Here is a 24,319-nt window from a genome sequence, read left to right on the forward strand (position 1 = left end):
ATTTTTGAAGTTTACCGGTATGTCCCAAGAGTTTTCTCTCAGTCCAGAGTTTTGTTTTGTAGTCGATCAGGCTGTAGAAGCTCGGAAAAAAATTTCCATGATCACCTATGTGATGGGAGACATAGGGGAAGCGAAACTCAAATACATTTTACTGAAAATCTTGAGTTCTCTCGGGCGGGAAGACCTGATGGAACTCTTTTATACTGCCGCCAAAGAACTCATTGTCAATTCGACAAAAGCCGCAATCAAACGAATCATCTTCGAAGAACTCAAACTCAATATCCAAAACTTAGAAGATTATGAAGAAGGAATGAAACTCTTCAAATCGAGTTTGAATGAACGGAAATTTCCGACCTACAAACAAAAAATGAGAGAGTCGGGACTTTTTGTTAAAATCACTTGTATTTACAAAAAAAACAAAATAGATTTAGAAATTCGAAATAACTTTCCCTTGTTGCCAATTGAGGCGGAAAGGGTAAAAGAAAAGTTTATTAATGCTAAAAAGTATGATAATCTATTCGAGTTCTTTATGGAACATGGCGACAGTACAGAAGGTGCGGGGATGGGAATTACAATGGTAGAAATATTATTGTCTCAATCAGGATTTGACCGTCGTTTATTTTCAATTTATTCATCAGAAAGGAAAAAGGAAACAGTAGCGCGTGTAGAAGTTCCATTGGATGATATTCCGAAATCAAATGGAACTCCTGAACAACTGTTCGTAGAATAATGTCAGAACTAAGCTCAAAAGCAGATCAATTAAAAAGACAAGCAGACCTTCTCGGTTTGACAAGAGAAGCCGTATTTACTGATGAACAGGCAAAAGAAGTTTTACAAGGTAAAATCACTGATGGTTATCTTGTAAAAGTCAAGATTGACTTGGACAGTTTGAACGGTATGGTTCTCATACTTGTATCATCCATTCGCAAACACGTGATGGAGTTATATGCCGTTGTGGGAACTTCGGCGACCTTTCGAAGGATTCGCACCTTTGCGGATCATGTTCAAATTTCTACAGATTTGGGAGACATCGGTAAAACAGGTGGTTATGATCCAGCCATCTCCGAAAATATAGGTCGTGCAGTTCATCGAGTTTTCACCAAAGAGAAGTTAGAAGAACTACTTCCTCTCTGGCAAAAAAAAGATCCATCGCATATTACCGAACTTTTGGAAAAACCAATTCTCACTGCGACAAAGGGAAGGAATATCAAATTACAAGCAGAGGTTGATAAGATCTCCACAGCAAAGTTTCGCTATGAAAATCCAATGAAGGGTATCATCCTTCCCATTCCAAAACCGGAAGACGAATCTGCGAGTGCTCAAGATGCATCGGTTCCGTCGATATCCACAGAACCTCCGAAAGGCGAAGGATCCGCTTTAGATCGACAAATTGCACAATTTCGAACTGCATTTCCAAAAGAACTGAATATGAAAACGGTCATCTCACCTATCAATGGGGTTGAGTTCGATAACCTCATCGAAGGGATGGAAATTTTATTCCGTGTTCCTACTGAAACTCCAGAAGGTTTAACCAACGCTCAAATTCTTGGCCTCATTGACGAAGAGGGCAAAATTAAAAAAGATCCTGTTGTGGGTAAATTTTTAGGAATTGCTGGTAACAAAACAGAATACCATATCTTTGCAGAAGGCCCAAACCAGTATTTACTTCATTCTGTGGAAGAACATCCAGTCAAAGTCGCGATTCCAAAACCTCAAGCAATCGCAGGTGCAGGAAACAAAGCCGGTGGAGCCCAAACACAAAAGAAAAAAGTTGGCCCAGGCCAAACGCAAGATTCCAAGTCTTCTGGTGCCAACTTATTCATGTTAATGGGTGCATTTATCACCATCGTCCTGATAGGTGTGCTTATCTTTGTGATGGTGATTTTGTAAAAGGGGTTTAACCCGCAACAACGATGTTGACGAGTTTGCCTTTTACATAAATTTCTTTTTTGATTTCTTTGCCAACCCAGAACGGTTTCGCCTTTTCCACTTCTTTTGCAAGGTTTAAGGCTTCCTTTTCTTCAATTTCTCTAGGTGCTAAAAATTCCCCACGCATTTTGCCATTCACTTGGACAACGATGGTGATATTGGCATCCACTAAATACTTCTCGTCCCATTTTGGATAGGGATGGTAAGCAAGGGAATCTTTGTAACCAAGTTTTGCCCATAGTTCCTCTGCTAGGTGAGGTGCAAAAGGAGACAGAGCCAAAACAAAAGGTTCTAATACTTTTTTAGGTTTTCTTGGATTACTTGTGAACTCATTGATGAAGATCATCATTTGAGAAACCGCTGTGTTAAAAGAAAACGCATCGATATCGTCTTTTACTTTTTTGATGGTGCGGTGTAGAGTTTTCAGCTCGGCTTCGTTTGGTTCAATGTCTTCTACAAAAAAAGATTCGTTTTCCCCTGAGTGAAAGAGTCGCCAAACTCGATTTAAAAATCGAAACACACCATCCACACCATTTTTACTCCATGGTTTGGACATCTCAAATGGTCCCATAAACATTTCAAAGAGTCGTAGTGTATCCGCACCATATTCAGAGACTACGTCATCTGGATTAACTACGTTTCCTCTTGACTTGGACATTTTGCCTTTGTCTTCCCCAAGGATGAGACCTTGGTGGACTAATTTTTTAAATGGTTCTGGTGTGGAAACGTGACCCAAATCAAAAAGGATTTTATGCCAAAATCTAGAGTATAACAAGTGTAATACGGCATGTTCTGCCCCACCCACATACACTTCCACTGGCATCCAAGCTTTTTCAAGTGTTGGATCAATGAGTTTGTCATTGTTTCTGGGATCAATGTAACGAAGGTAATAATAACAAGAACCTGCCCATTGTGGCATTGTATTGGTTTCTCGTTTTCCAATTTCACCAGTCACTGGGTCTTTGTACACAAGCCAATCTTTTGCAAGCGCAAGTGGAGATTCCCCTGTGCCAGAAGGTTTAAACTCTTCTAAATCTGGTAAAACGAGTGGAAGTTCGGAATCCGAAAGAGCCTTTGGGGTTCCATCTTCAAAATGCACAAGAGGGATGGGTTCTCCCCAATACCTTTGTCTTGCAAAAAGCCAATCTCTCAGTTTGAATTGGATTTTTTTGCGACCAACAGATTTTTTCTCTGCCCAAACGACCATAGTCTGGAATGCATCTTTGTAAGACTTTCCATCTAACTGCACTTCTGCGGAAGAGGAGTTGATACAAACGGATTCTTTGGAATCAAATGCAAGATTTGGTTCCATTTTTCCATCAATCACTTGTTTGATGGGAAGTTGGAACTTCACGGCAAAGTCATAGTCTCTTTGGTCATGTGCTGGAACCGCCATAATGGCACCTGTTCCATAGGAAATTAATACATAATCAGAGATATAAATCGGAACTTTAACAGATGTGTCGGTTGGTAAACTAGCATAGGCACCAGTAAACACACCTGTTTTGTCTTTATTGAGCTCTGTTCTTTCTAAATCACTTTTTAACGAACAATCTTTTTGGTAGGTTTCTACTGCTTTCTTTTGTTCTGCTGTTGTGAGTTCTGCTACCAGTGGGTGTTCTGGGGCAAGGACTAAGTAAGTCGCACCAAAAATGGTATCAGGGCGAGTCGTATACACAGTGATGTCTTTGTTTAAGGAAGGAACGTGGAAGTTGAGTTCCAAACCTTCTGATTTTCCTATCCAATTTCTTTGCATTTCGAGAGTGGATGGTGGCCATTCACAGAGAGACAGATCATTTAACAATCGTTCGGCGTAGGAAGTGATGCGCATCATGTATTGGCGCATGGGTTTTCTTTCTACGGAATAGCCTTTGGAAGTCCATTCTTCTACTTCTTCGTTTGCAAGAACGGTTCCGAGAGCCTCACACCAATTCACAGGGATATTGGCTTCGTAAACCAATCGGAAATGGGACAAAATGTCCTCTTTTTCTTTGCGTGATTTGGATTTCCACTCAGAACCTGAAAATTGGATTCCTTTGGGGAGTTCTATCCCTTCAAAAAATTGAGATCCTTCCGATTCTAAGGTTTTGATAAGGGTTTCAATGGGAAGGGCTTTGTTTTGTTTTCGGTCAAAGTAGGAATTGTAGATCTGTAAAAAAATCCATTGGGTCCAACGGTAATAGTCCGGGTGAGTGGTGGAGATTTCCCTTTCCCAGTCGTAAGAAAGACCAAGGCTTTTGATTTGGCGACGGAAGGTATCAATATTGTTTTTTGTGGTGGTACGAGGGTGAATTCCCGTCGTCATCGCATATCGTTCTGCAGGGAGTCCAAAAGCATCCCAACCCATGGGGTGCAAAACCTCGTATCCTTCCATACGTTTGAGGCGTGAAATGATGTCAGTGGCTGTGTATCCTTCTGGGTGGCCTACGTGAAGGCCAGCACCACTTGGGTAAGGAAACATGTCTAAACAATAGTATTTAGGTTTGGATGAGTGTGAGTTTGTGCGAAAGGTCTGGTGGTCGTCCCAGTATTTTTGCCATTTTTGTTCAATATCTTGGAATGGATAATTCATCGACTAACGTAGAGAAAGTGTAGTTAATTCTACTTTCTCACGGAGTCGATGATTTTTACAAGCTTTTTGAAACTCTTGGACAAACAAACTTTGCAGAGATTGTATTGATAAAGGGTCGTGACGGAACCACATTCCGCACAAGGTTTAACATTATTGATTTTCACATTCATAAAGTCTGCAGTATTTATCTTTGTATTGCATTCGAGCATTCTATATTTACCTGTATGAGTCCGCTTATCGACAGTGCTGTTCATAACTCCCCAATTTTCCCTAAAAAACGGGAAAGGGGAAACACTACGATGAAGTTACTTTATATGAAACCCACCCTTTGGGGTCAAAAAAAATTAGGATGTACACACAAAAAGATAAGGAATTTTTTCTAAATTTTTTTTTGCAAAGGTGCAATAGAGTTGGAACAAAAATGAAAAATAAAAAAAAGTTAATTGTAATTCAAAAATTTGAAAAATCGATGTTAGGTGGCATTTTATTGAATAAGTGCCCGTTATTAGTCATGAATTATGTGTTAGGCGAGAAATTGTTTGGGGGAAAAACCTAGTGTTAGAATTTAAAAATGTGTTCAAATCATTTCACAATGAAGAAGAAACGATTGATGTGTTGAAAAATATTTCATTTCGCATGGAAACTGGTGAATTTGTAGCGATTATCGGCCCATCTGGATCAGGTAAATCAACTTTACTAGGTGTAGCGGCCGGTCTAGACAAACCAGATACTGGGATTGTCTCATTAGACGGAATTGATTTAACCAAACAAAATGAATCTAAACTAGCTGATATCCGTGCAGATCAAATTGGATTCATCTTTCAAAACTTCCAATTATTGCCAGGCCTCAATGCCATAGAAAACATAGGGATTCCTTTATACTTAAAATCATCATTGACGGAAAAAGAAATTTTAAAAAAAGCAGAATCTATTTTGGAATCTGTGTCTATGTCTCACCGTGCGACTCACTTCCCAAAACAACTGTCAGGTGGAGAAGAACAAAGAATTGCCATCGCACGAAGTTTTGTGAATGATCCCAAGATTATTTTTGCAGATGAACCAACTGCCAACTTAGATTACAAAAATAGCAAAACCATATTAGATCTATTATTGTACAGGAACAAAAAACAAGGCACAACTCTTGTTGTTGTCACTCATGATCCAGATGTGGCAAAACTAGCCGATCGTGTTTTGGAGATGAAAGATGGTGAGATCATTTCCGATTCTAAGAATGGTTTAAAAAAAAGTAAGAACCAAAGTCCTTCCAATACAAAAAAATCCATTTCCACAACTTCTAAAACAACCACCAAACAAAAGCAGGTGGTGAAACCTACAAAGAAGGTCAGTCGATGAAGGCTTCTCTCTTTCGTTTTTACTTAAAACGTGAGTTATTTTCACGGTTTCGGTATTCTTTACTGATTGTTGTCTCGATCACACTGGGTGTGGGTTCTGTGATCGGGATCCATTCCTATAAGGACAACACAGCAAGTGCCATCAAAAAAGAAGCAAAATCGATTATGGGTGCCGATCTTGCCTTACAATCCCCCCAAGAAATCACAGATTCTGCTCAGGAATTGCTGAAAAACCACCTACCAGAAGGCGCCAAAACCAGTGCTTCGATTCAATTTTTATCCATGATTTCCAATGAATCGGGCTCTGAAAACTCTCTCAGTTTCGTAAAAGGGATCGAAACGAGTTACCCTTTTTATGGGGAAATGAGAACCGAACCAGAGAATGCCTATCGAAACTTAAAACCAAACCAAGTCCTCTTAGATCCTACACTTGTGGAAAACTTAAAACTGAAACTAGGAGACCGCGTTCGGTTGGGGGATAGCCTCCTTGTCCTTGCTGGTGTTGTGTTAAAAGAACCCGGTGCCGTTGGTTCTTTTGTGGGTTCAGCGCCTGGTTCTATCATACGAAAAGAAACTGCGATTCAAACAGGACTTGTGCAACGAGGAAGTCGCATTCGTTATACGATCTATTTACAATTTCCTGAAACCATTGATAGTTTGGATTGGAAAGACAAAGAGTTTGCTTCTTTTATCAAAGAAGATTTAACCATTTATCATAACACAGAAGTCAATTCAGGCTCCCAACAGTTTATAAAAAATACCTTTGATTATATGGCTCTTCTTGCACTCGCAGGATTTTTTCTCGGAGCCGTTTCTGTGTATACAGCAGTTCGCACTCGTTTACTCGAAAAACGAAATGAAATTGCGATTCTCATGTGTCTTGGAGCCAAACCCAATGTGATTCTTTTATTAGTATTTTCAGAAATACTGATCCTTTCGCTTTTGGGAACTGTGTTTGGGCTTATCCTTGGATCCATCATTCAATCCTTATTGCCCGATATCAGTGGGATTACTCCTGTGGGAACCAGTGGTGTCCTTGGACTTTCTGTTTCTTCATTCTTATGGAGTATTGTATTAGGAGTCGTATTGCCACTTCTCATCTCCATACCACTTGTCCTGGAAACAAGATCTGTGAAACCTCTCGCAGCACTCAAGGAAGTCGAATCACAAACCAGTGGGAATCTATCAACTTCCTATTGGCAATTTGGTAGTTTTGTTTTGATATACATTCTTTTTACAAGTCTTGCCATTTTAGAAACAGAAAGTATCTTTAAGGGAATCTTATTTACACTTGTTCTGTTAACATTGCCTCTCCTTGTGTACGGATTGTACATCCTCTTTGGAACTTTCCTTCAAAAAATTTCAAAATTGGGATGGTTATCAAAGGAATGGAGCCTTGTGACCAAAAAAGTCACACGCAAATCCGGTGCCCTTCGTCTTTCCATCATTGGACTGGGATCAGCCCTCTTTATCTTAACTTTGTCACTCATCTTACAAGAAAGTTTACTCGAGTTAAGTGGAGCAAGAGAGATCGAACGTAGGCCAAACATGTTTCTTCTCGACATCAGAGAAACACAAAAAGATGACCTATTACAATCCATCACCAAGTTCCCTGTGGAAAAACAATATGTAGCTCCCGTAATTGGCGCTCGTTTGTCCAAGGTGAATGGGGAACCTGTGAAAAAAGAAGACACCATCAAAAACGCAATGGATCGCAATTGGCGAGCCACGGCAAGAACCAGGGAATACTTTTTATCCTACCGCGATGAATTGTATGATACAGAAGAAGTGACAAAAGGGAGTTGGTGGAAGGAATCAGGGCGAAATGAAATCTCAGTGGAACGTGATTTTTCTAAGTACTTAGAAGCGGGTGTGGGCGACGAACTTACCTTCAATGTGCAAGGGCGAGAAGTCTCCGGAAAAATCACTAACCTTCGTTCGGTGAATTGGGCGGATATGAAACCAAACTTTGTGGTATTATTTTCCAGAGGGATTTTAGAAAAGGCTCCTAGGTTTTATATTGTTTCCTTACTCATTGACAAAGGAACGGACCGTTACCAATTGCAAAAACAAGTGGTGAATCAATTTCCGAATATCACTGTGATTGATACAGAAAAAACAATCCAAGCCTTTATGGGAATTTTGGAGAAAGTCACACAGATGATGGCACTGATGACAATGTTTATCCTTGCGGCTTCTTTTGTTCTTGTGTTTACCACACTTTACGCAAGCCAATCCGAACGAAAACGAGAGTTTGCACTTTTACGTGTGATTGGAGCAAACAGTCGTTTTATGGGAAAACATTTTTTGCGAGAGGCAATCCTTGTCTCCGTGATTTCGTTTTTCCTGGGACTTGTGTACGCAGTGCTTTCCAATGAAGTGTTAAACCGATCGGTTCTCGAACTACGCAGTGTGTATCCGTATGGACAACTCAGTTTGGTATTTTTGGGAATTTGTTTGGTCACAGTGACTTTGTATGCTCTAGGAATTTTTAGTTTCTTTCGGATGCCAACAAAGACAGTGCTCAAGGAAATTAAATAAACTTTTTGCAGAACTAGTTTAGTTCAAAAAAGTCACAAAACGATTACCCTGTTTCCGATAAGTTGTTTTCGTTTCTAAAATTTTGTTTTAGGAGATTTGCATCTTATCGTTTCACTTGGGTAATCCAGTGACTGCGTCCAGTACGGCAATGCCGCGTCTTGCTGTTCCACCAAGTGTGTTCATATTCCCACCGACGTATACTGTGGAATCTTTGATCAATAGGGCTTGTATATTACCAGTACTGGAGAAAGTAGCACTTAGATTAGGCGTCACGGGTTCGCCAGTGGTGGCATCGAGCACTGCAAATTGATTTCTCGTTTGCCCACCGATGGTTGTAAATTCTCCCGAGACAAAGATATTAGAACCACTCACTGCGATGGCTTGCACTCGATTGTCCGCATTCGGATTCCAACTTGTCGCCATATTCGTGTTAACCGTAGTATCCAAGGCTGCAAGTCGATTTCTCGATTGCCCACCAATGTTTGTGAATTCCCCTCCAATATAGAGAGTCGTACCGTTTAAAAGTAATGAGGTTACATAACCATCGGAATTAGGATGCCAACTAGTAAGTAGACCAGACGAAGCATTAAGAGCAGCAAAACCATTGCGAGGGGTACCTCCAATGGTATCCAATTCACCGCCCACATAAATGGAATCCCCATTTGGCACAACACGACTAACGGCTGTTCCGCCTGCATTAGGATTCCAGGAAGTGGCAAGACCTGTATTGATGTCTATAGCAGCTAAATAATTTCTAGTCTCTCCCCCAATGGAAGTAAAGTCACCTGCTGCATAAACAATGTTCCCTTGGATGGCCAATCCATTTACAAAATTAACAATATTTGAACTCGGATTCCATGAAGTTGCAATCCCTGTTGTCAGATCAATGGCGGCAATTGTATTCCTAGGTTGTCCGCCAACATTACTAAAACCACCACAGAGATACGCGGTTGGTCCATTCAATTTGATATCATTTATATTTCCATCGGGGTTTGGATTCCAATCCGTAGCACGACCAGTCGTAAGATCAAAGGCTGCAAGGTTGTTACGAGTAAGACCTTGCATGATATTAAAATTTCCACCGATATAAATTTTGGATTCACTTGATTCAATTGCATAAACGTGATAATTTGCATTTGGATTCCACGCTGTGGGAATTCCTGTAGAAGAATCGATCGCTGCAATATAGTTTCGATTGAGTCCTCCAATGTTTGTGAAAAATCCTCCCACTAACACATCGGATCCATCAATCACAATCGATTGAACAATTCCATTGGCGTTTGGATTCCAGGCAGTTGCATTGTTTGTATTTAAGGTGGTATCGATAGCTGCCAAACGGCTGCGACTTTGGCCTCCAATGGTGGTAAAATTTCCCCCAACATACAGTGTGGATCCAATGAGAGCAAGTGAATACACTTGTTGGTTTGCATCTGGGTTCCAAGCAGTGGCAAGCCCAGTGGAAGTATCAACTGCTGCAATTCGATTTCTGGTTTGGCCACCGATTGTAGTAAAATTACCTCCCACATAAACTGTGGAACCATTTACTAAAATTGCATTAATGGTTGAATTTGCATTTGGGTTCCAAGTAGACGCAAACCCAGTCGAAGTATCCAGAGCTGCAATTCGATTTCTTGTCTGTCCTCCAATGGTGGTAAAATTACCACCAACATAGAGAGTTGTTCCTTCTAAAGCTAAGGTAAGAACTAATCCATTTGCATCTGGGTTCCAAGCCGTGACTTGGCCCGTTGTGGTATCGATAGCAGCAATTCGATTTCTGGTTTGTCCCCCAATGGTTGTAAACGTTCCTCCCACGTAGAGAGTTGATCCACTGCGAATCATTTTATTTACAAATGCAGTTGGATTGGTATTTGCTTGGAAGTTAGGGTCGAGAAGACAATCGGAATTTAAGTGAGCAAGACCAAACCTTGGTTTCCCTTGCACAACTGTAAAATTACCTCCAATAAAATATCCTCCATTTCCATCGGAAACAACAGTTTGAATGGTTTCGTCACTTTGTGTAAATAGGCATTCTGATTTAGGGACTACGTTTCCTGAAGATCGATTGAGATGAGCTCCTGAACCAATATTGGGTCCAACTAACGAAAAACTACCGCCAACATAAAGTATATTATTTTGTTCAACGATTGTTTTTACATCTCCATTGGTTACCCACAATTCATTGTCAAACCGAGTGGATATATCAATTCCACAATGAACATTGGAAAGATTGAGTGCTTTTAGATAAAATACAGATTCCCAAAATGATTTTGAATTTAAATCACATTGATTGGAGATTTCGGGTGGTTTGCAGGCAATGGTGATGGAAAGAATGGAAATATTGCTGAAGAGAGCTAGAAGAAATCGTAGTTTATATCTCATTGCATTGATCCTCTAAAATACCTAATGTCGAAGAATTCACCCCTGAATTCTCAGAAATGGTATGCGGATCAAAAGATGAGTCAATCAAGAAATCAATGATACGTGATTGTAAAGTCGATTGGGAACTTGGTTCTGCACTTAATAAAACCGTATCAGGTTTGAATATTGAGAACAAAGAATATGTACGAATAGTCTAATATTCCATTTTTACTTAGAATCATTTCATTTTGAACTCGTAAGTAGAATGTTTTTACTGTTCTAAGAAATTAGAATCAATTTTAGACACAAAAAAGCCCGGGGTTTTAAACCGGGCTTTCTCATTGAAAGAGATGTATTCGGGATTATTGTGCTACCGAAATAACCTCATCTCGGTTGATTACGTTAACGATATGTTTGTATTCAGGAGAATCCTTTCCATATTTTAACTCGGTTGCACGTAATAAGTGAACGTTCTTTTTGTAACGATACTTGAAGAGCATGTCATCTGGACCTTTTGACTTTTTGATCATGTTTTCTTCGAAGCTATATGCACTTGCAAGATACTTGTGAGCAGGGTATTCTTTCTCGTTGTCATCGATTTCGATGTAAAGTTCAAGAATTGGGATACACTGAGGAAGGTTTTGTAAGTCATACTCAGCCATAATCCAAGAACGATATACGTCAGAAAGAAGTCTTTTGAACTCAGGTCTTTCTCTTAAGTCAGGGTTTTTGATTTCGTCAAGGTGATTGATCGATTTAGAGAAGTAGTTTAGTGCATCTTGTTTCGCTTTCATTTTTTCACGATAAACAACACGCTCTTCTCTTGCTTTACGATCTACTTTTTGCCAGTACCATTTTTCATCTAAGCGTTTTTTCTCAGCTTCTTCTTTGCGGTACTGTTCAACCCAATCTCTGTTTTTCATAATGGTGTTGACACCAGATTGGTAGTTGGAAAGAGCCAAACGGAATTGGTTGTTCGCGAAAGTTTTAGAAAGTTGGTGTAACTCTTGGAAAGTTTTGTTATACCCTTTGAAATCAGGGTTCTTCCAAAGAGATTCCTGTTCCATAATTTCTTTCTTTCTTTTCTTTTGGTCTTCAGTGAGTTCCGCATCGTCATTCTCAGGAACGAGTTCGCCTTTGAGAAGTTCGTCGACTTGGTCTTTCGCCGCTTGGCTATCTTGAGCGTTCGCAGGCTGAGTTTGTGCGAAAAGCACACTAAAGCCGGACACCAGTTGGAGAATAAGGAGATACTTAATAATCTTCATAGTCGTGTGACCCTTTTGTCTCTTTCAATATTTTGAACAAATAGGTTTATCTATTTCTTCAATGAAAGTATCGGTTTGGGAAGAGTCAATAATAACGAATTAAAGAGGAAAAAAACCTAAATGTGAACTTTTTCTTCTCAAACCCTTGGTTTTAAAGGGACATAAGTCGATCCAGACCTAAAAAATCTCATTCCTTGACAGCCTAGTCATTTAAAGAAGATTGCTCCTTGGAGATGAATTTATCCGAAATTACTTCGATCCGAGACGGAAATCCGCAATGTAAAACCTGCGGAGGAGTGGGCATTACCTTAGCAGAACATGTGAGGGGATCTCGTTCCGGTGCCCTTGTTTTATGCCATTGCATTGGTAGTGACTGTAACACGTGTGAGGCGAAAGGACAACCTCCTTTTATGTCTTTTGACCGAAAACTGGACAAAATGCTCCCTTGTGTCTGTCATAATGCAAGGTTTTCCCTTCGCAATTTAGAAACTTTGGTGGAAAAAGCCAATATACCGGCAAGGTACCGTTTCCAATTTTTATCCACAATTGACATTGGGGATACCACAAACGACCCTGATATGTCCTTTATCATTGCTCACGACTGGGCAAACGAACTCGTTCATAAATTTAAAAATCCAGATTTTACACCACAGGGCTTTTACCTTTGGGGAGGAACAGGATCTGGAAAAACCTTACTCGCTTGTGTGATCTTAAACGAACTAGTGTTTCGGTATGGAATTACATGTAAGTATGCAAAAGTAAACAAAGACTTTTTGTCTGCGATTCGCGATACTTATCAATCCGACAGTGAAACACATGGCCAGGAACGTTCCATCGAACGGGAATTTGCAAACGTAGATGTACTTGTCATCGATGACTTTGGTGTCCAAAAGGAGTCAGAGTTCAACAATCGTAAGTTATACGACCTCATTGATAGTCGTTATGAACAAGAAAAACTCACTCTTCTCACATCCAATCACTCTCTTGTGGAATGGAGAGACCGTGGCCAAGGTCGGATTTACTCACGTCTGATGGAAATGACAAAAGAAATTGAATTAAAATGTCCTGATTATCGCACGAAGTTTGTGAAGAGGTAAGACCATGAAGTATTCCAATATTGCCTTTCTTTCTTTGGGTTCCAACATCGGAGACAGGCACCATTTTATGGACCAGGCAATATGGGAAATCTCCACCTTACCAGAGTTACAGATTTTAAAACAATCAGAACGATTGGAAACAGCACCTCTCGAAAACACAAACCAACCATATTTTTTAAACCAAATTGTGAAGGTAATGGTATCTTCTGCTTTTACACTTCCTTGTTTACTCGATTCACTCCAAGGGATTGAAGACAAACTGGGAAGAAAACGTAGGTCTTGGAAAGGACCACGTGAAATTGACATCGACATTCTCACTTACGAGGCTATTGTGATGAAAACTGATTTTTTACATTTACCCCACCATTCGCTATATTCAAGGCCATTCATCAAACAATTGTTAACAGATATGGGTGAAATTGGTGTGTATGCCCTTTTTTCGGAACTAAACCATGAAAAACATTATTCTACAGTATAAAAAGAAATATGATGCAGGGGAACCGATCTCTGTCATCACCTGTTATGATTATACCTTTGCGACTCTTTTCAATCGCACGGATGTGGATTGCCTTCTTGTGGGTGACTCGCTTGGAATGGTGATCCAAGGAAACCAGTCCACACTTCCTGTCACACTTGATGAAATCATCTACCACACAAAAGCGGTTTGCAAAGGGGCTCCTGACAAAACGATCATTGCTGATTTACCATTTTTGTCCTACCAAACTTCGATTGAAGAAGGGATTCGTTCTGCCGGCCGAGTGTTAAAAGAAACCAATGCTTCCTGTGTGAAACTGGAAGGGGACTCCGACTTTATCATCGAACTCACCAAACGAATGACTGAATCAGGAATCCCTGTGTTTGCCCATTTGGGACTCACTCCTCAATCGGTACATACCCTTGGTGGACACCGCGTCCAAGGCAAAACGGATGCGGCTCGTCAAAAAATGATCCGTAAATCCAGAGAAATTGCGGAAGCGGGCGCCTTTGCTTTGTTACTCGAGATGGTTCCCGAATCTCTCGGAAAAGAAATCACAGAATCGATTCGCATTCCCACCATTGGAATTGGAGCGGGAAAATACACTTCCGGCCAAGTCCTTGTCATGCAAGACCTACTGGGTCTCAATGAAGACTTTCATCCGAAATTTTTAAAGAAGTTTGGGAACTTGAGTGGGGCAGTGAAAGAGGCAGTGAATGCCTATCACAAAGAAGTGACAAAAAGAGAATACCCTTCCGAAGCCCATGTGTTTTTAGATCAATAATCATCTAAAAACATCCACAAACTTCGGAGAGATAAGCCAGTCTTACTTACGTTTGATGGCAGCTTCCGCTAGTTTTTCAAACATAGGAACAGTTGTTTCCCAAGATACACAAGCATCTGTGATGGATTGTCCATAGGTCAAAGGTTTGGCGTCGATGGATTGGTTTCCTTCTTTTAGGTGGCTTTCAACCATCACACCCAGGATGTATTTACTTCCTTTAGCAAATTGTTCTGCCACAGAATCCACAACACCTGGTTGTTTGCGAAAGTCTTTTTGGCTATTGCCATGAGAACAGTCCACCATCACTTTGGGAGGAAGGCCTGCTTTCTCGATTTGGGAACCCACTTCATTCACGGAAGCCTCATCGAAGTTAGGTCCTTTGTTTCCACCACGTAAGATCACATGTGTGTCTTTGTTTCCGGCAGTTTTAAATATCGCACTACTCCCTTGGTTGGTCACAGATAGGAAATGGTGACTGGAGCTAGCGGAACGAATGGCATCCACAGCAATTTGTACGTTTCCATCGGTTCCATTTTTAAATCCAATGGGTGCAGAGAGTCCCGATGCTAGTTCACGGTGGACTTGGCTTTCAGTGGTCCTTGCCCCAATGGCTCCCCATGCGACGAGGTCAGCGATGTATTGGGGAGAGATCACATCCAAAAATTCGGTTCCGCAAGGAATCCCCATTTTATTGAGATCGAGTAATAGTTTACGAGCGAGTTGTAGTCCTTTATTGATATGAAAGGATCCATCTAAATCGGGATCGTTGATAAGACCCTTCCAACCAACAGTGGTTCTTGGTTTTTCAAAGTACACTCTCATCACGATGAGAAGTTCTTTTTCAAACTCTTTGATTTTTGGTTTTAACTTTTGTGCATATTCCATCACAGCGTCAATGTCGTGAACAGAACATGGACCAACGACCACTAACATGCGCTTGTCGTCTTTTCCATGAATGATGTCTGAAATTTGGCTTCGAGTTTTGACAACCACCTCTGATGCCTCATCGGTTAAAGGAAGTTCTTCGATCAGAACAGAAGGTGGAATGAGACTATGTTGTTCTAAAATTCTTAAATTCGCAGTTGGTTTCATAATTAATACTTTTGCATGTTTGGGTCAACGAGATCAGAATACGCGAGGATTCCTCCTGCCACGTTTTTGTAAGATTTAAATCCTGCTTGGTCTAAAATTCCACAAGCCATTCCGGATCTTCCACCAGAACGACAATACACCAAAATCTCTTTGTCGATTTGGCTTTTAATTTCTTCGATACGAGCGGCAAGTTCACTCACAGGAATGAGTTTGTCTGTACCAGGTACGAGCGCAATTTGTTGTTCGTTTGGATTTCGCACATCCAAAACAAAAAAATCATCCTTTCCTTCCGCTCTTGCATCCAGACGTTTTTTAAAACTGACTACATCGATTTCCGGTACCATTATGTAACTCCGCCCATTTCCTCTAGTTCTAGTGTTGCCTCCTCCCAACGTTTGGTTAGGAGAGAGATTTCTCTTTTAATATCGTTATAAGTGTCCATTTCCAACTGAAAACTTCTGTTTTTAAAGAACTCTGGATCCTGTAAAAGTTCTTCTTTGTCTTTTTTATTTTTTTCCAGTCTTTCTATTTGGACTTCCAAATCGGAAATTTCTTTTTCTAATTTTTTCCGTTTGTTTTTACTCGCCTGAGGATTGGGCTTTTTTTCTTCTAATTTCGGTTTTCTGGAGGTTTGGTCCTTAGCATTAGTACCCAATTCGTCTTCTTTATGGAATTTGAGATAGTCATCAAAACTACAATTCAGGTTTTTTAATTCTCCACCCGAGAGTTGGAAGGTGCGGTTACAAAGTCCCTTCATAAAGTCGGGGTCGTGGCTGATGATGAGAAGGCTTCCCGGAAAATCGATGAGAGAACGTTTGATGGCTTCTCGGATCACGATGTCCAAATGGTTTGTAGGTTCATCTAAAAATAAACAATTGGATGGGTGGTTGACAAGTAAGGCCAATCGAAGACGGCTTTGCTCTCCACCTGATAGGTGTTTTACGGACTTAAAAACGCCGTCCCCAGGAAAGGCAAAATGTCCAAGGAGAGTCCTTGCTTTTTCTTCATTCAGTTCTGGGTATTTTTTGAGGACTGTCTCTACAAGGTTCAGGGATTCATCCAAATCTTCCCCATGGGTTTGGGAAAAATAACCAAGTTTGGTTTTGGGACCATAATACAATTTGCCCGTATCGAGTTTGTGTTGTTCCAACAAACATCGCATAAGGGTTGATTTTCCAGCTCCATTAGGGCCAACTAACGCAATCTTGTCGCCAGCAGAAATTTCAATTTCTGCATTTTCAAAGATGGTTTTTTTCTCACCAGTATTTCGATCTGGATAAGAAAAGGATGCATGTTCCAAACGAAGGATGATATTACTGGAAGGGACAAATTGGAATTGGTAGTCTGGTTTTTGGTTCCAAAAACTATCTTCTGGATTGTCTACTTTGTCCCGTTTTTCCAGGCGTTTGATGACAGACTGGACTTGTCTTGCTTTTGTAGCTTGGGCACGAAATCGTTCCACCCATTCCATACGGGACTTTAAATAGGTTTCTTCTTTTTCAAATTGGACTTTTAGTTTTTCTTGGATTTCGTTTTTGGCTTCAAAAAACTCTTCCAAACTTCCTTGGAATTCAAACGTTCCATGGGGATTGATTTCAATGATGGTTTCCACTGTTTGGTTTAAAAATTCAGGATCATGGGTCACAAGAACAAAAGCTTGGTTTTGTGAAACTAAAAAGTCAGCTAACCAAGATTTGGTTTTATCATCCAAATGGTTTGTTGGCTCATCGAGTAATAATAGGTTATGTGGATTGAGTAGGGCAATGGCAAGACCAATGCGGTGGTGGTAACCTGGGGAAAACTCTTTTGTTTTTCTTGTGAAGTCTGTAGTGGCAAATCCAAGCCCCGAAAGGATTTTTTTGGCACGAGCTTCTAAACCGTGTAAGTCGTATAAGTGGGCGAATTCCTCTAGTTCACTTTGTTCGTGGAGTAAAGTTTCAAATTCCGGATCTTCGTGGTCAGTGGTTTCAAACTTTCTCTCGATGGTCTTACGTTTGGAATCGTACTGCGCATACAATTTGTTTTCATCGAGAACGGTTTCAATCACAGACGTATCCGGATTGAATTCTGGGATCTGTTGGAAGAGGGATAAAACGGTGTGTTTGGAACGAATCACTTCCCCCGACTCGGGTTTGAGTTTCCCTGCAGCCATTTGGAAAAGTGTGGTTTTTCCAGAACCGTTGGGACCCACAAGGGCAACGCGGCAGCCAGGTTTGATGTGCCAGCTAAAACCTTCAAAAAGGACTTTAGGACCGAAGTGTTGGTGGATTTGGATGAATTGGATCAAAGCGTTTGCGAAAACCCGCCAGTTCGGCGGGGAATTTAGGAGGGACTAACCTTATTTCTTGGCTAGGAGTTCCGCCTTTCTTTCGCGAAGGTGTTTCACATAAAGGCTCGATTCGCCGTTCATGGTTTCAACCGACTTTTTAATGGCAGAGTCAATTTCCTCGACCGTCATTTTCGCGATTTTTTTGTTCTTCTTTTCTTTTTCTTCTGACATGGAAGTTTTCCCCTTTTAGGTACGTCACTGAGATTCTTCCAGGGTTTCCTCACGAATCGAGAGAGCAAGAAAAATAAGACAAAAATACGGACAAGTAGCAAACTGACCGCATGAAACGGATCCGTCGATTTTTCAGCGAAGTGTATTTATACGATGTTCATGGCCTTGCCTCGGAACTTTCGTTTACCTTTCTTTTGACCTTATTTCCTTTACTCGTTGTGTTTGTGACCCTTCTTGGGCTTTTGCAAGATCCAAAAACCATCAATTTGATGACGGATCAAATTGGTAAATTTTTGCCTGCTCCCATTTTCCAACCCATTGACAAAAGTGTAGAAAACCTAACCAAGGTTAAAAGTTACAATGTGATTGCGATTAGCATTGTGATTTCCTTTGTTTCGAGTCTTACGATCTTTGGGAGCATCTCGAAGGCCCTTCGTTTTATTTCTCGTGATGAAACACAAGTTGGATTTTTTGCATCCCAATGGATCAATTTTCGACTTCTTGTGATCTCTCTTGTGTTACTGGTTTTGTATTTTTATCTAACGTATGGAATTGTGTCCATTGAACGAATGTTATATAAATCGTTTCGGTTTTCGTTTTTTCGCAACAATCCTTATCTTTCGGTATCTCTGATCATTTTGCCATATTGCATTGGAGTTTTTACTTTTTATTACGCCTACATTACCAAAGCAAAAACCACGTTGAAAGAAAATTTGCCAGGAGCCATTTTTGCTTCCTTACTGGTTCTTGGAATGAGTTTTGGATTCCAGTTTTATTTAAAGATGAAAAACGTAGGTGTGAACTATTCTTTGGCGTATGATTTGATTTCCAAAATGGTTGTTCTGATGTTATATACTTACATCAACTCAACGTTTTTCATTTGGGGATTTTTGTGGAATCAGATTCTATCGGATGATCGCAAAAAAAAATCTCAATCTAAAAAATAATCAGGCTCTAGGATCCGTGGACAAAAGGAAATGATGATTCCAAAATAATGTCTGGCCAAGGAATGGAAAAGCCATTCTCCTCCAGAAGATAAAATGTCATCTGCATCCAAGTCCGTGTATCCTTTTTTGTGAAACAATTGATCCAAACTCCAATTTTCTTCTCCAGGGATCACTTGTACTTTTAGATGTGCATAAAATTTGTTTTCTAAGTGGTGGTAACGAAAAACGATGGCTCTACCACCTAACGGATTTCTGATGGTAAAGGTTAACCAAGAAGGAAAATCATTATCGGGTTCGGAGCTTAGATGGTATAATTCCCAACCAATGTCTTTTGCATTTCCAAAAAATTCTTGGAAACTGGAAGTGAAGGCAGATTGGTATTCAGCGGTAATTCCCATGCCTAATTTGAATTCATTTTGCAATCCCATTTTTTAGGCAAACTCTATCTCTTTTTTTTCTAAAAGAACAGTTCTTTCGGATTCATTTTTGAAAAACAAAAACAAATTCAGGTTTCCTAAACAAAGGATGTCCTTATGATGGGAACTCGAGGTTCGCTTTCTATGATCGAAACCATCAACATCAATTGGCCAAGTGGTGCCATCGACCCAACCATCCATTGTCCTGCCTGTGGAAGTATGGTTTTAAGTCCTCTGGAAGAAGAGGGTCCTGGTTGCCATCATGTTCAGTTTATCATCGACAGCGAGTCTGGCGAATTCAATTACATCACTGAGTCGTTTGATGAAATCCTAAAAGAATTCAGAAAACCAGATGTCGAAGAATTTGATGAATGGGATGCCACAGAAGTTTTTTTAGAAGAAGCAGAATCCAACACGTTTTTTGTGATGAATCTCATTTTACCAAGTAATGTTTCGATGGAAGATGATCCCGTTTGTTTACGAATTGGATATGAATTGTTTTTTACAGAAGACCAAGAAGAATTATACGAAGAATTAGAAAGAAGACATGACGAGGAGGGTTTACATGACCATAGTCAAAACTAAATTGAGATTTACATTATTAACAGGAGTGGTGTTATCATTTCTTTTCCTGTCCAATTGTATCATTAGCTACAAAGATTATCCTAAAATTTTGCCCCTTCCTTCAGAAGAAAAAACGGAAGATACCAATTTTGTATATGTACTTCCCACCTTCCCACAATTGAATTTAGGGGGAAGAGAAGCTCTAAAGAACTACTTCGATAATAAAACACGATTTAAAAAAACCCAAGAAGGGGTTGATGTACCTAAGGTTGGTTATCTGGTCAATGTAAAAGTCAATTACCGATCACCTACACCGATTGCCACTGCGTTTTTAGGTGTTTCCACGCTCACTGCGACGTTTCTTCCTGCATGGTCCACACAAGACGGATACGATGTACAATACATCCTATATAAAGATGGGAAAAAAGTCGGAACGTATGATTACCATATCTTTCGTAACTATGCACAATGGATTTTGTTTATCCCGATCTCATGGTATAACTTTGAAACTGCGACCGAAAAAGAAGTATTTGAACGTATGACTTTCAAATTCTTTGAGGATGCAAAAGAACATTTTTAAAACCTTTGGAAACAATTTTCCCAATTTTTAATGAATTTGTTTGGGGTTTTTGGCCCGGCATCTTTGTTGTGTTTGGAGTTGGGTTTTTTGTAGGGTATTTGGCCTCCTTTCTGGGTTTGGGAGGAGGTTTCATTTACACACCTTTTTTCCATAGTTTCTTTCACTTAACGGCTGTTCAGGCCGTTGCTGTCTCCCTTGCACAGATGCCCGTATCTGCTTTGTCAGGGCTTTATGTGTATTACCGAAACGATAAAATCCGATGGAAACAAGGATTTTTATTACTGACCACATCCATTCCCTCGGCACAATATACGGCTTACGCATTTGGTAGATTTGAAGACACCCCTATCGGCAAACAATTGTACTATGGGATTCCGTTGTCGGAATTTGTTTATCTCTTTGTCTTTACGATTTTTTTAGGAATCCTTGCTGTTTATAATTTAATCGCAGCCTTGAAAAAACGAAAAAAATATTACGATGCTTTGTCCGCTTCCTCTTTGGATCTCATCCAAGAACCAAAAGAAAAATCAAATGGAAACTCTACACAAACGCACTCGGAAGCGGAAGAAGCATTGGGAGATACAACTGAGTTTTCATTCACTCAAAAATCCATTGTCATTGTTTTACTCGTTGGTATTTTTTTTGGCATGTTCTCATCTTTGTTTGGAATTGGTGGAGGTTTTTTAGCAGTTCCATTATTTGTTTATTATTTTCGTATGAGCCCTGTAGAGGCAGTTGCTACATCCTTTCTTGGTATCTTCTTAACTTCGTTTGGAACCACTGTGCAATTCCTTTTGTTAGGAAAATTAAATTGGGAACTCGCTCTCATTGGAAGTTTTGGTGGTATCTTTGGAGCAAGGATTGGTTCTTTAAAAGCAGTGAATGCGAAACCTTATACCATCTTACTTGTGACTTCTTTTTTTCAGTTTTTGGTTGTGGCTTGGTATTTAATTGCGAAACTACCAAAATTTTAATTTGTAAAACTAAGTTGCAATCTTTCACCTATCGTCTAAATTGGGACACCTAAAAAGATGAAACCAAGTTTTCCAGAAGCACAGTTAATCGACACTCCTCAGGGAAAAGTGCCAAAGTTATACAATTGTGCCGAATGCCGAAATGGTGCGGGTTTGGACTTTTCGTTTTCGATGGCATTCCAACCCATCGTGGATTGGAACGAGAAGAGTATTTATTCTCATGAAGCTTTAGTAAGAGGAACTCAAGGAGAATCTGCTTATTCGATTCTTTCCAAAGTGAACCAAACCAATCGTTATCAATTTGACCAATCGTGTCGCATCAAAGCGATCCAACTAGCAAGCCAGATCCAAATTCCTGCCTTACTCAATATTAATTTTTTACCAAATGCTGTTTACCAACCAGAAACTTGTATTCGAACGACCTTAGAAGCAAGTCGCGAATACAAATTCCCATTGAATCGATTGGTATTCGAGCTGACCGAAGGGGAAGAAGTACAAGACCACAATCATATCATCAATATCTTTAAAGCCTATCAGAAGTATGGGTTTTTGACTGCGATTGATGATTTTGGAGCAGGGTATTCGGGACTCAATTTACTTGCGAAGTTCCAACCCGATCTCATCAAGTTGGACATGGAACTCATTCGAAACATCCATCACAATACAGTCGCAAGAAAACTCACGAAGGCCATCGCCGATGTTTGTCGTGAGATTGGAATCCTTGTCATTGCGGAAGGTGTGGAAACCGTGGAAGAGTTAAAAGTTCTCGTGGACATTGGAATCCATTTGTACCAAGGGTATTTATTTTCCAAACCAGCGTTTGAGTCTGCGGGAGAAGTTCATTTCCCTGATCTTACCGTTTAATCTATCTTTCTCAATGCCTTAGAAACAAGATGTTTCGCATTGGTTCACATAAAAAAACGATTGAGATCTCTTCTATAAGAATCAAATTCATAACTGCTTCGGCCAAGCCTTGCGATGAGTTGAATTTCCTCGTTTGGTTTTAGATTTAAAATTTGTTTTAATTGTTTCGTATAAATTCGACTTTCAGTATAATCTTCTACAGCTTGGTTCATCGTATGAAAGGCGATGTCTTTCACTGCACAAGATAATGTATAACGCATAAAATCTCTTCCTGTTTGGATCCAAGTGGTTTCGTCATCTTTTCCTTCTGAAATAAAAAAGACCAAGGCTTTTGATGATTGTACTTGGGAACGGAAGAGGTTGATTGCCGCTTGTTTGGAATCTTCGCTGTGCCAAGATTCTTTGGATAAATTCACAAAAAAAGTTTTGGCAAACCAAAGTTTGATTCCAGACAAACCATTTCCTTCCAATGTTAATCCATCTCGGTGTTCTGTCATAGATTCTTTTGTCAATCGAAACCATTTTCGATTGAGTTCATTGGATTCGTAACGATTGGTTTCCATGGCAAAAGCATCGAGTAGGATTGGCAAAATGGAATTCATTTCCGTTGGATCATTGATGAAACGAATCTTATGTTGAAATGGTTTTGCGAATGAATGAACGGCTTCCAATTCTTCCTTAGAAAGAATTTCGCCAGAATACTCCGAACGATTCATTCTACGTTTGGGCACTCCTGAAAATAAAAAATCATGTACACATTTGGTTTTGGGTTGAATCGAAATTTTTGCAATTGGTGTTTTGGCAAAATTGTTTGGATTGGGTTTTCCTTTTGGGAAAAGTTGGATTTCTGTATCAAACATCAACGAATCGGCCGTTAGGTGGCATAGTTCTAAAAAACAACCTTGGGTATGGTAAAATTGACGATTGATGGGATCAATTTCTGGTAATTGTTTTTCTCCATCTCCAAAAAGATAAAATTCACGATCCGATGTTTTTTTGAATTTCCAAGGTTGGGAATTATGAGAGTTCGGTGCAAGAATCCCTGTAAGTAAAATTTGGTCGATGGGACTCGTGTATCCAAGTGATTCTGCATAAGCGATTGGGTTTTCTCTGTGTTTTGCGTTCTCTTTGTCACCAAAGGCATATAAACTTTTTTGTAAGGAAACAAAAGAAACCATCGTTCCCAACGCTAAACTTTTTTTTAAAAAACTTTCTCTACTGTGTTTCATCTTTTTCCTGGTAATTCAAACTATCCTTTTATGAATCGGAGTCTAATTTCAAATGTCAACCAACTCTGAAGTATTTCCCATCGATATCGTTTCTGATGTAGCCTGCCCCTGGTGTTATGTGGGCAAAAAGAAATTAGAAAAAGCCCTGGCACAAGTGGGAAGTTCCATCACTCCTGTTGTCCGATGGCGTCCTTTTCAACTTTCTCCTGAAATCCCAGAGGAAGGAATTGACTACAAATTACACCTAACACAAAAATTTGGAAGTTTGGATCGTTTGGACGGAGCTTGGCAACGACTGACAGAGATTGGAAAGGATGTAGGTATCGATTTTCAATTCCAAACCATTCCTAAAGCGACAAATACATTAGTATTACATGCACTTGTAGCGGCCCTTCCCACATTGGAAGAACAACAAAACTTAGTAGAGCGATTTTTTGCCGCTAACTTTGAAAAGAGTTTGGATCTCACCGACAAAGAAGTAATATGGAAGGTAGTAGAACCTGTATACAAAGACCGTACTCGGTTTGAAGCCATTTATAATGATGGCAATTTGAAACAGGAAATCCAACAAGAAATTCAATATTACCATCAAAATGGAATTAGTGGGGTACCTTACTTCATCATTGGTGGCAAATATGCAGTGAGTGGCGCTCAGGATAGTTCTGTGTTTGTGGAAGTGATTGAAACTGTCATAAAAGAACGAGAATCCGAAAATAAGAATCAATAAATTTCCGAATCATCTTGACTGATGAGTCAAGATGTCGAATTCTAAAAAACCGA

At 39.9% G+C, this 24,319-nt stretch carries 22 protein-coding genes; 13 read left to right on the forward strand and 9 right to left on the reverse strand.

Annotated features, from left to right (window positions below; genetic code table 11):
* Positions 1-19: 19 nt before the first annotated feature.
* Positions 20-730: a hypothetical protein gene (locus EHQ59_RS07090; RefSeq protein WP_135618711.1), complete on the forward strand. Its 711-nt coding sequence runs from the start codon at positions 20-22 to the stop codon at positions 728-730.
* Positions 730-1,890, forward strand: coding sequence for an LIC10486 family protein (locus EHQ59_RS07095; RefSeq protein WP_135618713.1), 1,161 nt, complete (start codon positions 730-732; stop codon positions 1,888-1,890). The genes EHQ59_RS07090 and EHQ59_RS07095 overlap by 1 nt, the downstream gene beginning before the upstream one ends.
* 7 nt (positions 1,891-1,897) lie before the next feature.
* On the opposite strand, the gene leuS is transcribed toward EHQ59_RS07095, so the two are convergent.
* On the reverse strand, positions 1,898-4,501 hold the full coding sequence (gene leuS, locus EHQ59_RS07100) for a leucine--tRNA ligase (protein ID WP_135618715.1): 2,604 nt from the start codon (positions 4,499-4,501) through the stop codon (positions 1,898-1,900).
* 555 nt (positions 4,502-5,056) lie between these two features.
* On the opposite strand from leuS, the gene EHQ59_RS07105 reads away from it, so the two are divergent.
* Together EHQ59_RS07105 and EHQ59_RS07110 are read left to right on the forward strand one after the other, a co-directional pair.
* Entirely contained in the window at positions 5,057-5,854 is a 798-nt protein-coding gene (locus EHQ59_RS07105; protein WP_135618717.1) for an ABC transporter ATP-binding protein, read from the forward strand.
* Positions 5,851-8,394 (forward strand): ABC transporter permease, encoded by a 2,544-nt coding sequence (locus EHQ59_RS07110; protein WP_135618719.1) that lies wholly within the window; start codon positions 5,851-5,853, stop codon positions 8,392-8,394. The genes EHQ59_RS07105 and EHQ59_RS07110 overlap by 4 nt, the downstream gene beginning before the upstream one ends.
* Before the next feature lie 111 nt (positions 8,395-8,505).
* Here EHQ59_RS07110 and EHQ59_RS07115 read toward each other — a convergent pair whose 3' ends face one another.
* Complete coding sequence (locus tag EHQ59_RS07115) at positions 8,506-10,773, reverse strand: beta strand repeat-containing protein (RefSeq protein WP_135618721.1); 2,268 nt, start codon at positions 10,771-10,773, stop codon at positions 8,506-8,508.
* Positions 10,774-11,114: 341 nt separating this feature from the next.
* Positions 11,115-12,017 carry a flagellar coiling protein FcpA gene (fcpA, locus tag EHQ59_RS07120; RefSeq protein WP_135618723.1) on the reverse strand — a complete coding sequence of 301 codons (903 nt, stop codon included), beginning with the start codon at positions 12,015-12,017 and terminating at the stop codon, positions 11,115-11,117.
* Positions 12,018-12,250: 233 nt separating this feature from the next.
* Here fcpA and EHQ59_RS07125 point away from each other — a divergent pair, with 233 nt between their 5' ends.
* The 3 genes from EHQ59_RS07125 to panB are packed head-to-tail and all read left to right on the forward strand — an operon-like array spanning position 12,251 to position 14,373.
* Positions 12,251-13,114, forward strand: coding sequence for an ATP-binding protein (locus EHQ59_RS07125; RefSeq protein ID WP_167481392.1), 864 nt, complete (start codon positions 12,251-12,253; stop codon positions 13,112-13,114).
* 4 nt (positions 13,115-13,118) lie between these two features.
* Positions 13,119-13,592 carry a 2-amino-4-hydroxy-6-hydroxymethyldihydropteridine diphosphokinase gene (gene folK / locus EHQ59_RS07130; RefSeq protein ID WP_135618727.1) on the forward strand — a complete coding sequence of 158 codons (474 nt, stop codon included), beginning with the start codon at positions 13,119-13,121 and terminating at the stop codon, positions 13,590-13,592.
* Entirely contained in the window at positions 13,567-14,373 is an 807-nt protein-coding gene (gene panB, locus EHQ59_RS07135; protein ID WP_135618729.1) for a 3-methyl-2-oxobutanoate hydroxymethyltransferase, read from the forward strand. Before folK ends, panB begins: the two co-directional genes overlap by 26 nt.
* Positions 14,374-14,415: 42 nt before the next feature.
* Here the strand turns inward: panB and EHQ59_RS07140 are convergent, their stop codons facing one another.
* The 4 genes from EHQ59_RS07140 to EHQ59_RS17710 are packed head-to-tail and all read right to left on the reverse strand — an operon-like array spanning position 14,416 to position 17,965.
* A complete protein-coding gene (locus tag EHQ59_RS07140) occupies positions 14,416-15,465 on the reverse strand; it encodes a 3-deoxy-7-phosphoheptulonate synthase (protein ID WP_135618731.1) in 1,050 nt (349 codons plus the stop codon).
* A 2-nt stretch (positions 15,466-15,467) separates the two neighbouring features.
* Positions 15,468-15,809 carry a rhodanese-like domain-containing protein gene (locus EHQ59_RS07145; protein ID WP_135618733.1) on the reverse strand — a complete coding sequence of 114 codons (342 nt, stop codon included), beginning with the start codon at positions 15,807-15,809 and terminating at the stop codon, positions 15,468-15,470.
* A complete protein-coding gene (locus tag EHQ59_RS07150; protein WP_135618735.1) occupies positions 15,809-17,752 on the reverse strand; it encodes an ABC-F family ATP-binding cassette domain-containing protein in 1,944 nt (647 codons plus the stop codon). The genes EHQ59_RS07145 and EHQ59_RS07150 overlap by 1 nt, the downstream gene beginning before the upstream one ends.
* A gap of 51 nt (positions 17,753-17,803) precedes the next feature.
* Positions 17,804-17,965, reverse strand: a complete 162-nt coding sequence (locus EHQ59_RS17710; protein ID WP_012387307.1) for a hypothetical protein — start codon at positions 17,963-17,965, stop codon at positions 17,804-17,806.
* Between the two features lie 110 nt (positions 17,966-18,075).
* Here EHQ59_RS17710 and EHQ59_RS07155 point away from each other — a divergent pair, with 110 nt between their 5' ends.
* Positions 18,076-18,912 carry a YihY/virulence factor BrkB family protein gene (locus EHQ59_RS07155; RefSeq protein WP_135618737.1) on the forward strand — a complete coding sequence of 279 codons (837 nt, stop codon included), beginning with the start codon at positions 18,076-18,078 and terminating at the stop codon, positions 18,910-18,912.
* Here EHQ59_RS07155 and EHQ59_RS07160 read toward each other — a convergent pair.
* Positions 18,897-19,310, reverse strand: coding sequence for a hypothetical protein (locus EHQ59_RS07160; RefSeq protein WP_135618903.1), 414 nt, complete (start codon positions 19,308-19,310; stop codon positions 18,897-18,899). The two genes, EHQ59_RS07155 and EHQ59_RS07160, sit on opposite strands and share 16 nt — an antisense overlap.
* A gap of 135 nt (positions 19,311-19,445) precedes the next feature.
* Between EHQ59_RS07160 and EHQ59_RS07165 the strand changes: the two genes are divergently transcribed.
* From EHQ59_RS07165 to EHQ59_RS07180, 4 genes are read left to right on the forward strand one after another with little or no spacing between them, the layout of a single operon-like run.
* Positions 19,446-19,913, forward strand: coding sequence for a hypothetical protein (locus EHQ59_RS07165; protein ID WP_244245430.1), 468 nt, complete (start codon positions 19,446-19,448; stop codon positions 19,911-19,913).
* Positions 19,894-20,472: an LIC12231 family lipoprotein gene (locus EHQ59_RS07170; protein ID WP_135618744.1), complete on the forward strand. Its 579-nt coding sequence runs from the start codon at positions 19,894-19,896 to the stop codon at positions 20,470-20,472. Before EHQ59_RS07165 ends, EHQ59_RS07170 begins: the two co-directional genes overlap by 20 nt.
* A gap of 5 nt (positions 20,473-20,477) precedes the next feature.
* Positions 20,478-21,446 (forward strand): sulfite exporter TauE/SafE family protein, encoded by a 969-nt coding sequence (locus EHQ59_RS07175; protein ID WP_135618746.1) that lies wholly within the window; start codon positions 20,478-20,480, stop codon positions 21,444-21,446.
* 57 nt (positions 21,447-21,503) lie between these two features.
* Positions 21,504-22,310 carry an EAL domain-containing protein gene (locus EHQ59_RS07180; protein ID WP_208652333.1) on the forward strand — a complete coding sequence of 269 codons (807 nt, stop codon included), beginning with the start codon at positions 21,504-21,506 and terminating at the stop codon, positions 22,308-22,310.
* A gap of 44 nt (positions 22,311-22,354) precedes the next feature.
* Here EHQ59_RS07180 and EHQ59_RS07185 read toward each other — a convergent pair whose 3' ends face one another.
* Positions 22,355-23,539: an Acg family FMN-binding oxidoreductase gene (locus tag EHQ59_RS07185; protein WP_135618748.1), complete on the reverse strand. Its 1,185-nt coding sequence runs from the start codon at positions 23,537-23,539 to the stop codon at positions 22,355-22,357.
* Positions 23,540-23,591: 52 nt separating this feature from the next.
* Here EHQ59_RS07185 and EHQ59_RS07190 point away from each other — a divergent pair, with 52 nt between their 5' ends.
* Positions 23,592-24,266 carry a DsbA family oxidoreductase gene (locus EHQ59_RS07190; protein ID WP_135618750.1) on the forward strand — a complete coding sequence of 225 codons (675 nt, stop codon included), beginning with the start codon at positions 23,592-23,594 and terminating at the stop codon, positions 24,264-24,266.
* Positions 24,267-24,319 lie beyond the last annotated feature (53 nt).

This window comes from Leptospira kemamanensis (genome assembly GCF_004769665.1).
Lineage (GTDB): Bacteria > Spirochaetota > Leptospiria > Leptospirales > Leptospiraceae > Leptospira_A > Leptospira_A kemamanensis.

Coding starts and splice junctions, on each gene's coding strand:
- EHQ59_RS07125 (WP_167481392.1), top strand. CDS start 12,251: ATGAATTTATCCGAAATTACTTCGATCCGAGACGGAAATCCGCAATGT.
- EHQ59_RS07160 (WP_135618903.1), bottom strand. CDS start 19,310: ATGGGAATTACCGCTGAATACCAATCTGCCTTCACTTCCAGTTTCCAA.
- folK (WP_135618727.1), top strand. CDS start 13,119: ATGAAGTATTCCAATATTGCCTTTCTTTCTTTGGGTTCCAACATCGGA.
- leuS (WP_135618715.1), bottom strand. CDS start 4,501: ATGAATTATCCATTCCAAGATATTGAACAAAAATGGCAAAAATACTGG.
- EHQ59_RS17710 (WP_012387307.1), bottom strand. CDS start 17,965: ATGTCAGAAGAAAAAGAAAAGAAGAACAAAAAAATCGCGAAAATGACG.
- EHQ59_RS07170 (WP_135618744.1), top strand. CDS start 19,894: ATGACCATAGTCAAAACTAAATTGAGATTTACATTATTAACAGGAGTG.
- EHQ59_RS07155 (WP_135618737.1), top strand. CDS start 18,076: ATGAAACGGATCCGTCGATTTTTCAGCGAAGTGTATTTATACGATGTT.
- EHQ59_RS07190 (WP_135618750.1), top strand. CDS start 23,592: ATGTCAACCAACTCTGAAGTATTTCCCATCGATATCGTTTCTGATGTA.
- fcpA (WP_135618723.1), bottom strand. CDS start 12,017: ATGAAGATTATTAAGTATCTCCTTATTCTCCAACTGGTGTCCGGCTTT.
- EHQ59_RS07180 (WP_208652333.1), top strand. CDS start 21,504: ATGAAACCAAGTTTTCCAGAAGCACAGTTAATCGACACTCCTCAGGGA.
- EHQ59_RS07145 (WP_135618733.1), bottom strand. CDS start 15,809: ATGGTACCGGAAATCGATGTAGTCAGTTTTAAAAAACGTCTGGATGCA.
- EHQ59_RS07185 (WP_135618748.1), bottom strand. CDS start 23,539: ATGAAACACAGTAGAGAAAGTTTTTTAAAAAAAAGTTTAGCGTTGGGA.
- EHQ59_RS07140 (WP_135618731.1), bottom strand. CDS start 15,465: ATGAAACCAACTGCGAATTTAAGAATTTTAGAACAACATAGTCTCATT.
- EHQ59_RS07110 (WP_135618719.1), top strand. CDS start 5,851: ATGAAGGCTTCTCTCTTTCGTTTTTACTTAAAACGTGAGTTATTTTCA.
- EHQ59_RS07115 (WP_135618721.1), bottom strand. CDS start 10,773: ATGAGATATAAACTACGATTTCTTCTAGCTCTCTTCAGCAATATTTCC.
- EHQ59_RS07165 (WP_244245430.1), top strand. CDS start 19,446: ATGATGGGAACTCGAGGTTCGCTTTCTATGATCGAAACCATCAACATC.
- EHQ59_RS07090 (WP_135618711.1), top strand. CDS start 20: ATGTCCCAAGAGTTTTCTCTCAGTCCAGAGTTTTGTTTTGTAGTCGAT.
- panB (WP_135618729.1), top strand. CDS start 13,567: ATGAAAAACATTATTCTACAGTATAAAAAGAAATATGATGCAGGGGAA.
- EHQ59_RS07095 (WP_135618713.1), top strand. CDS start 730: ATGTCAGAACTAAGCTCAAAAGCAGATCAATTAAAAAGACAAGCAGAC.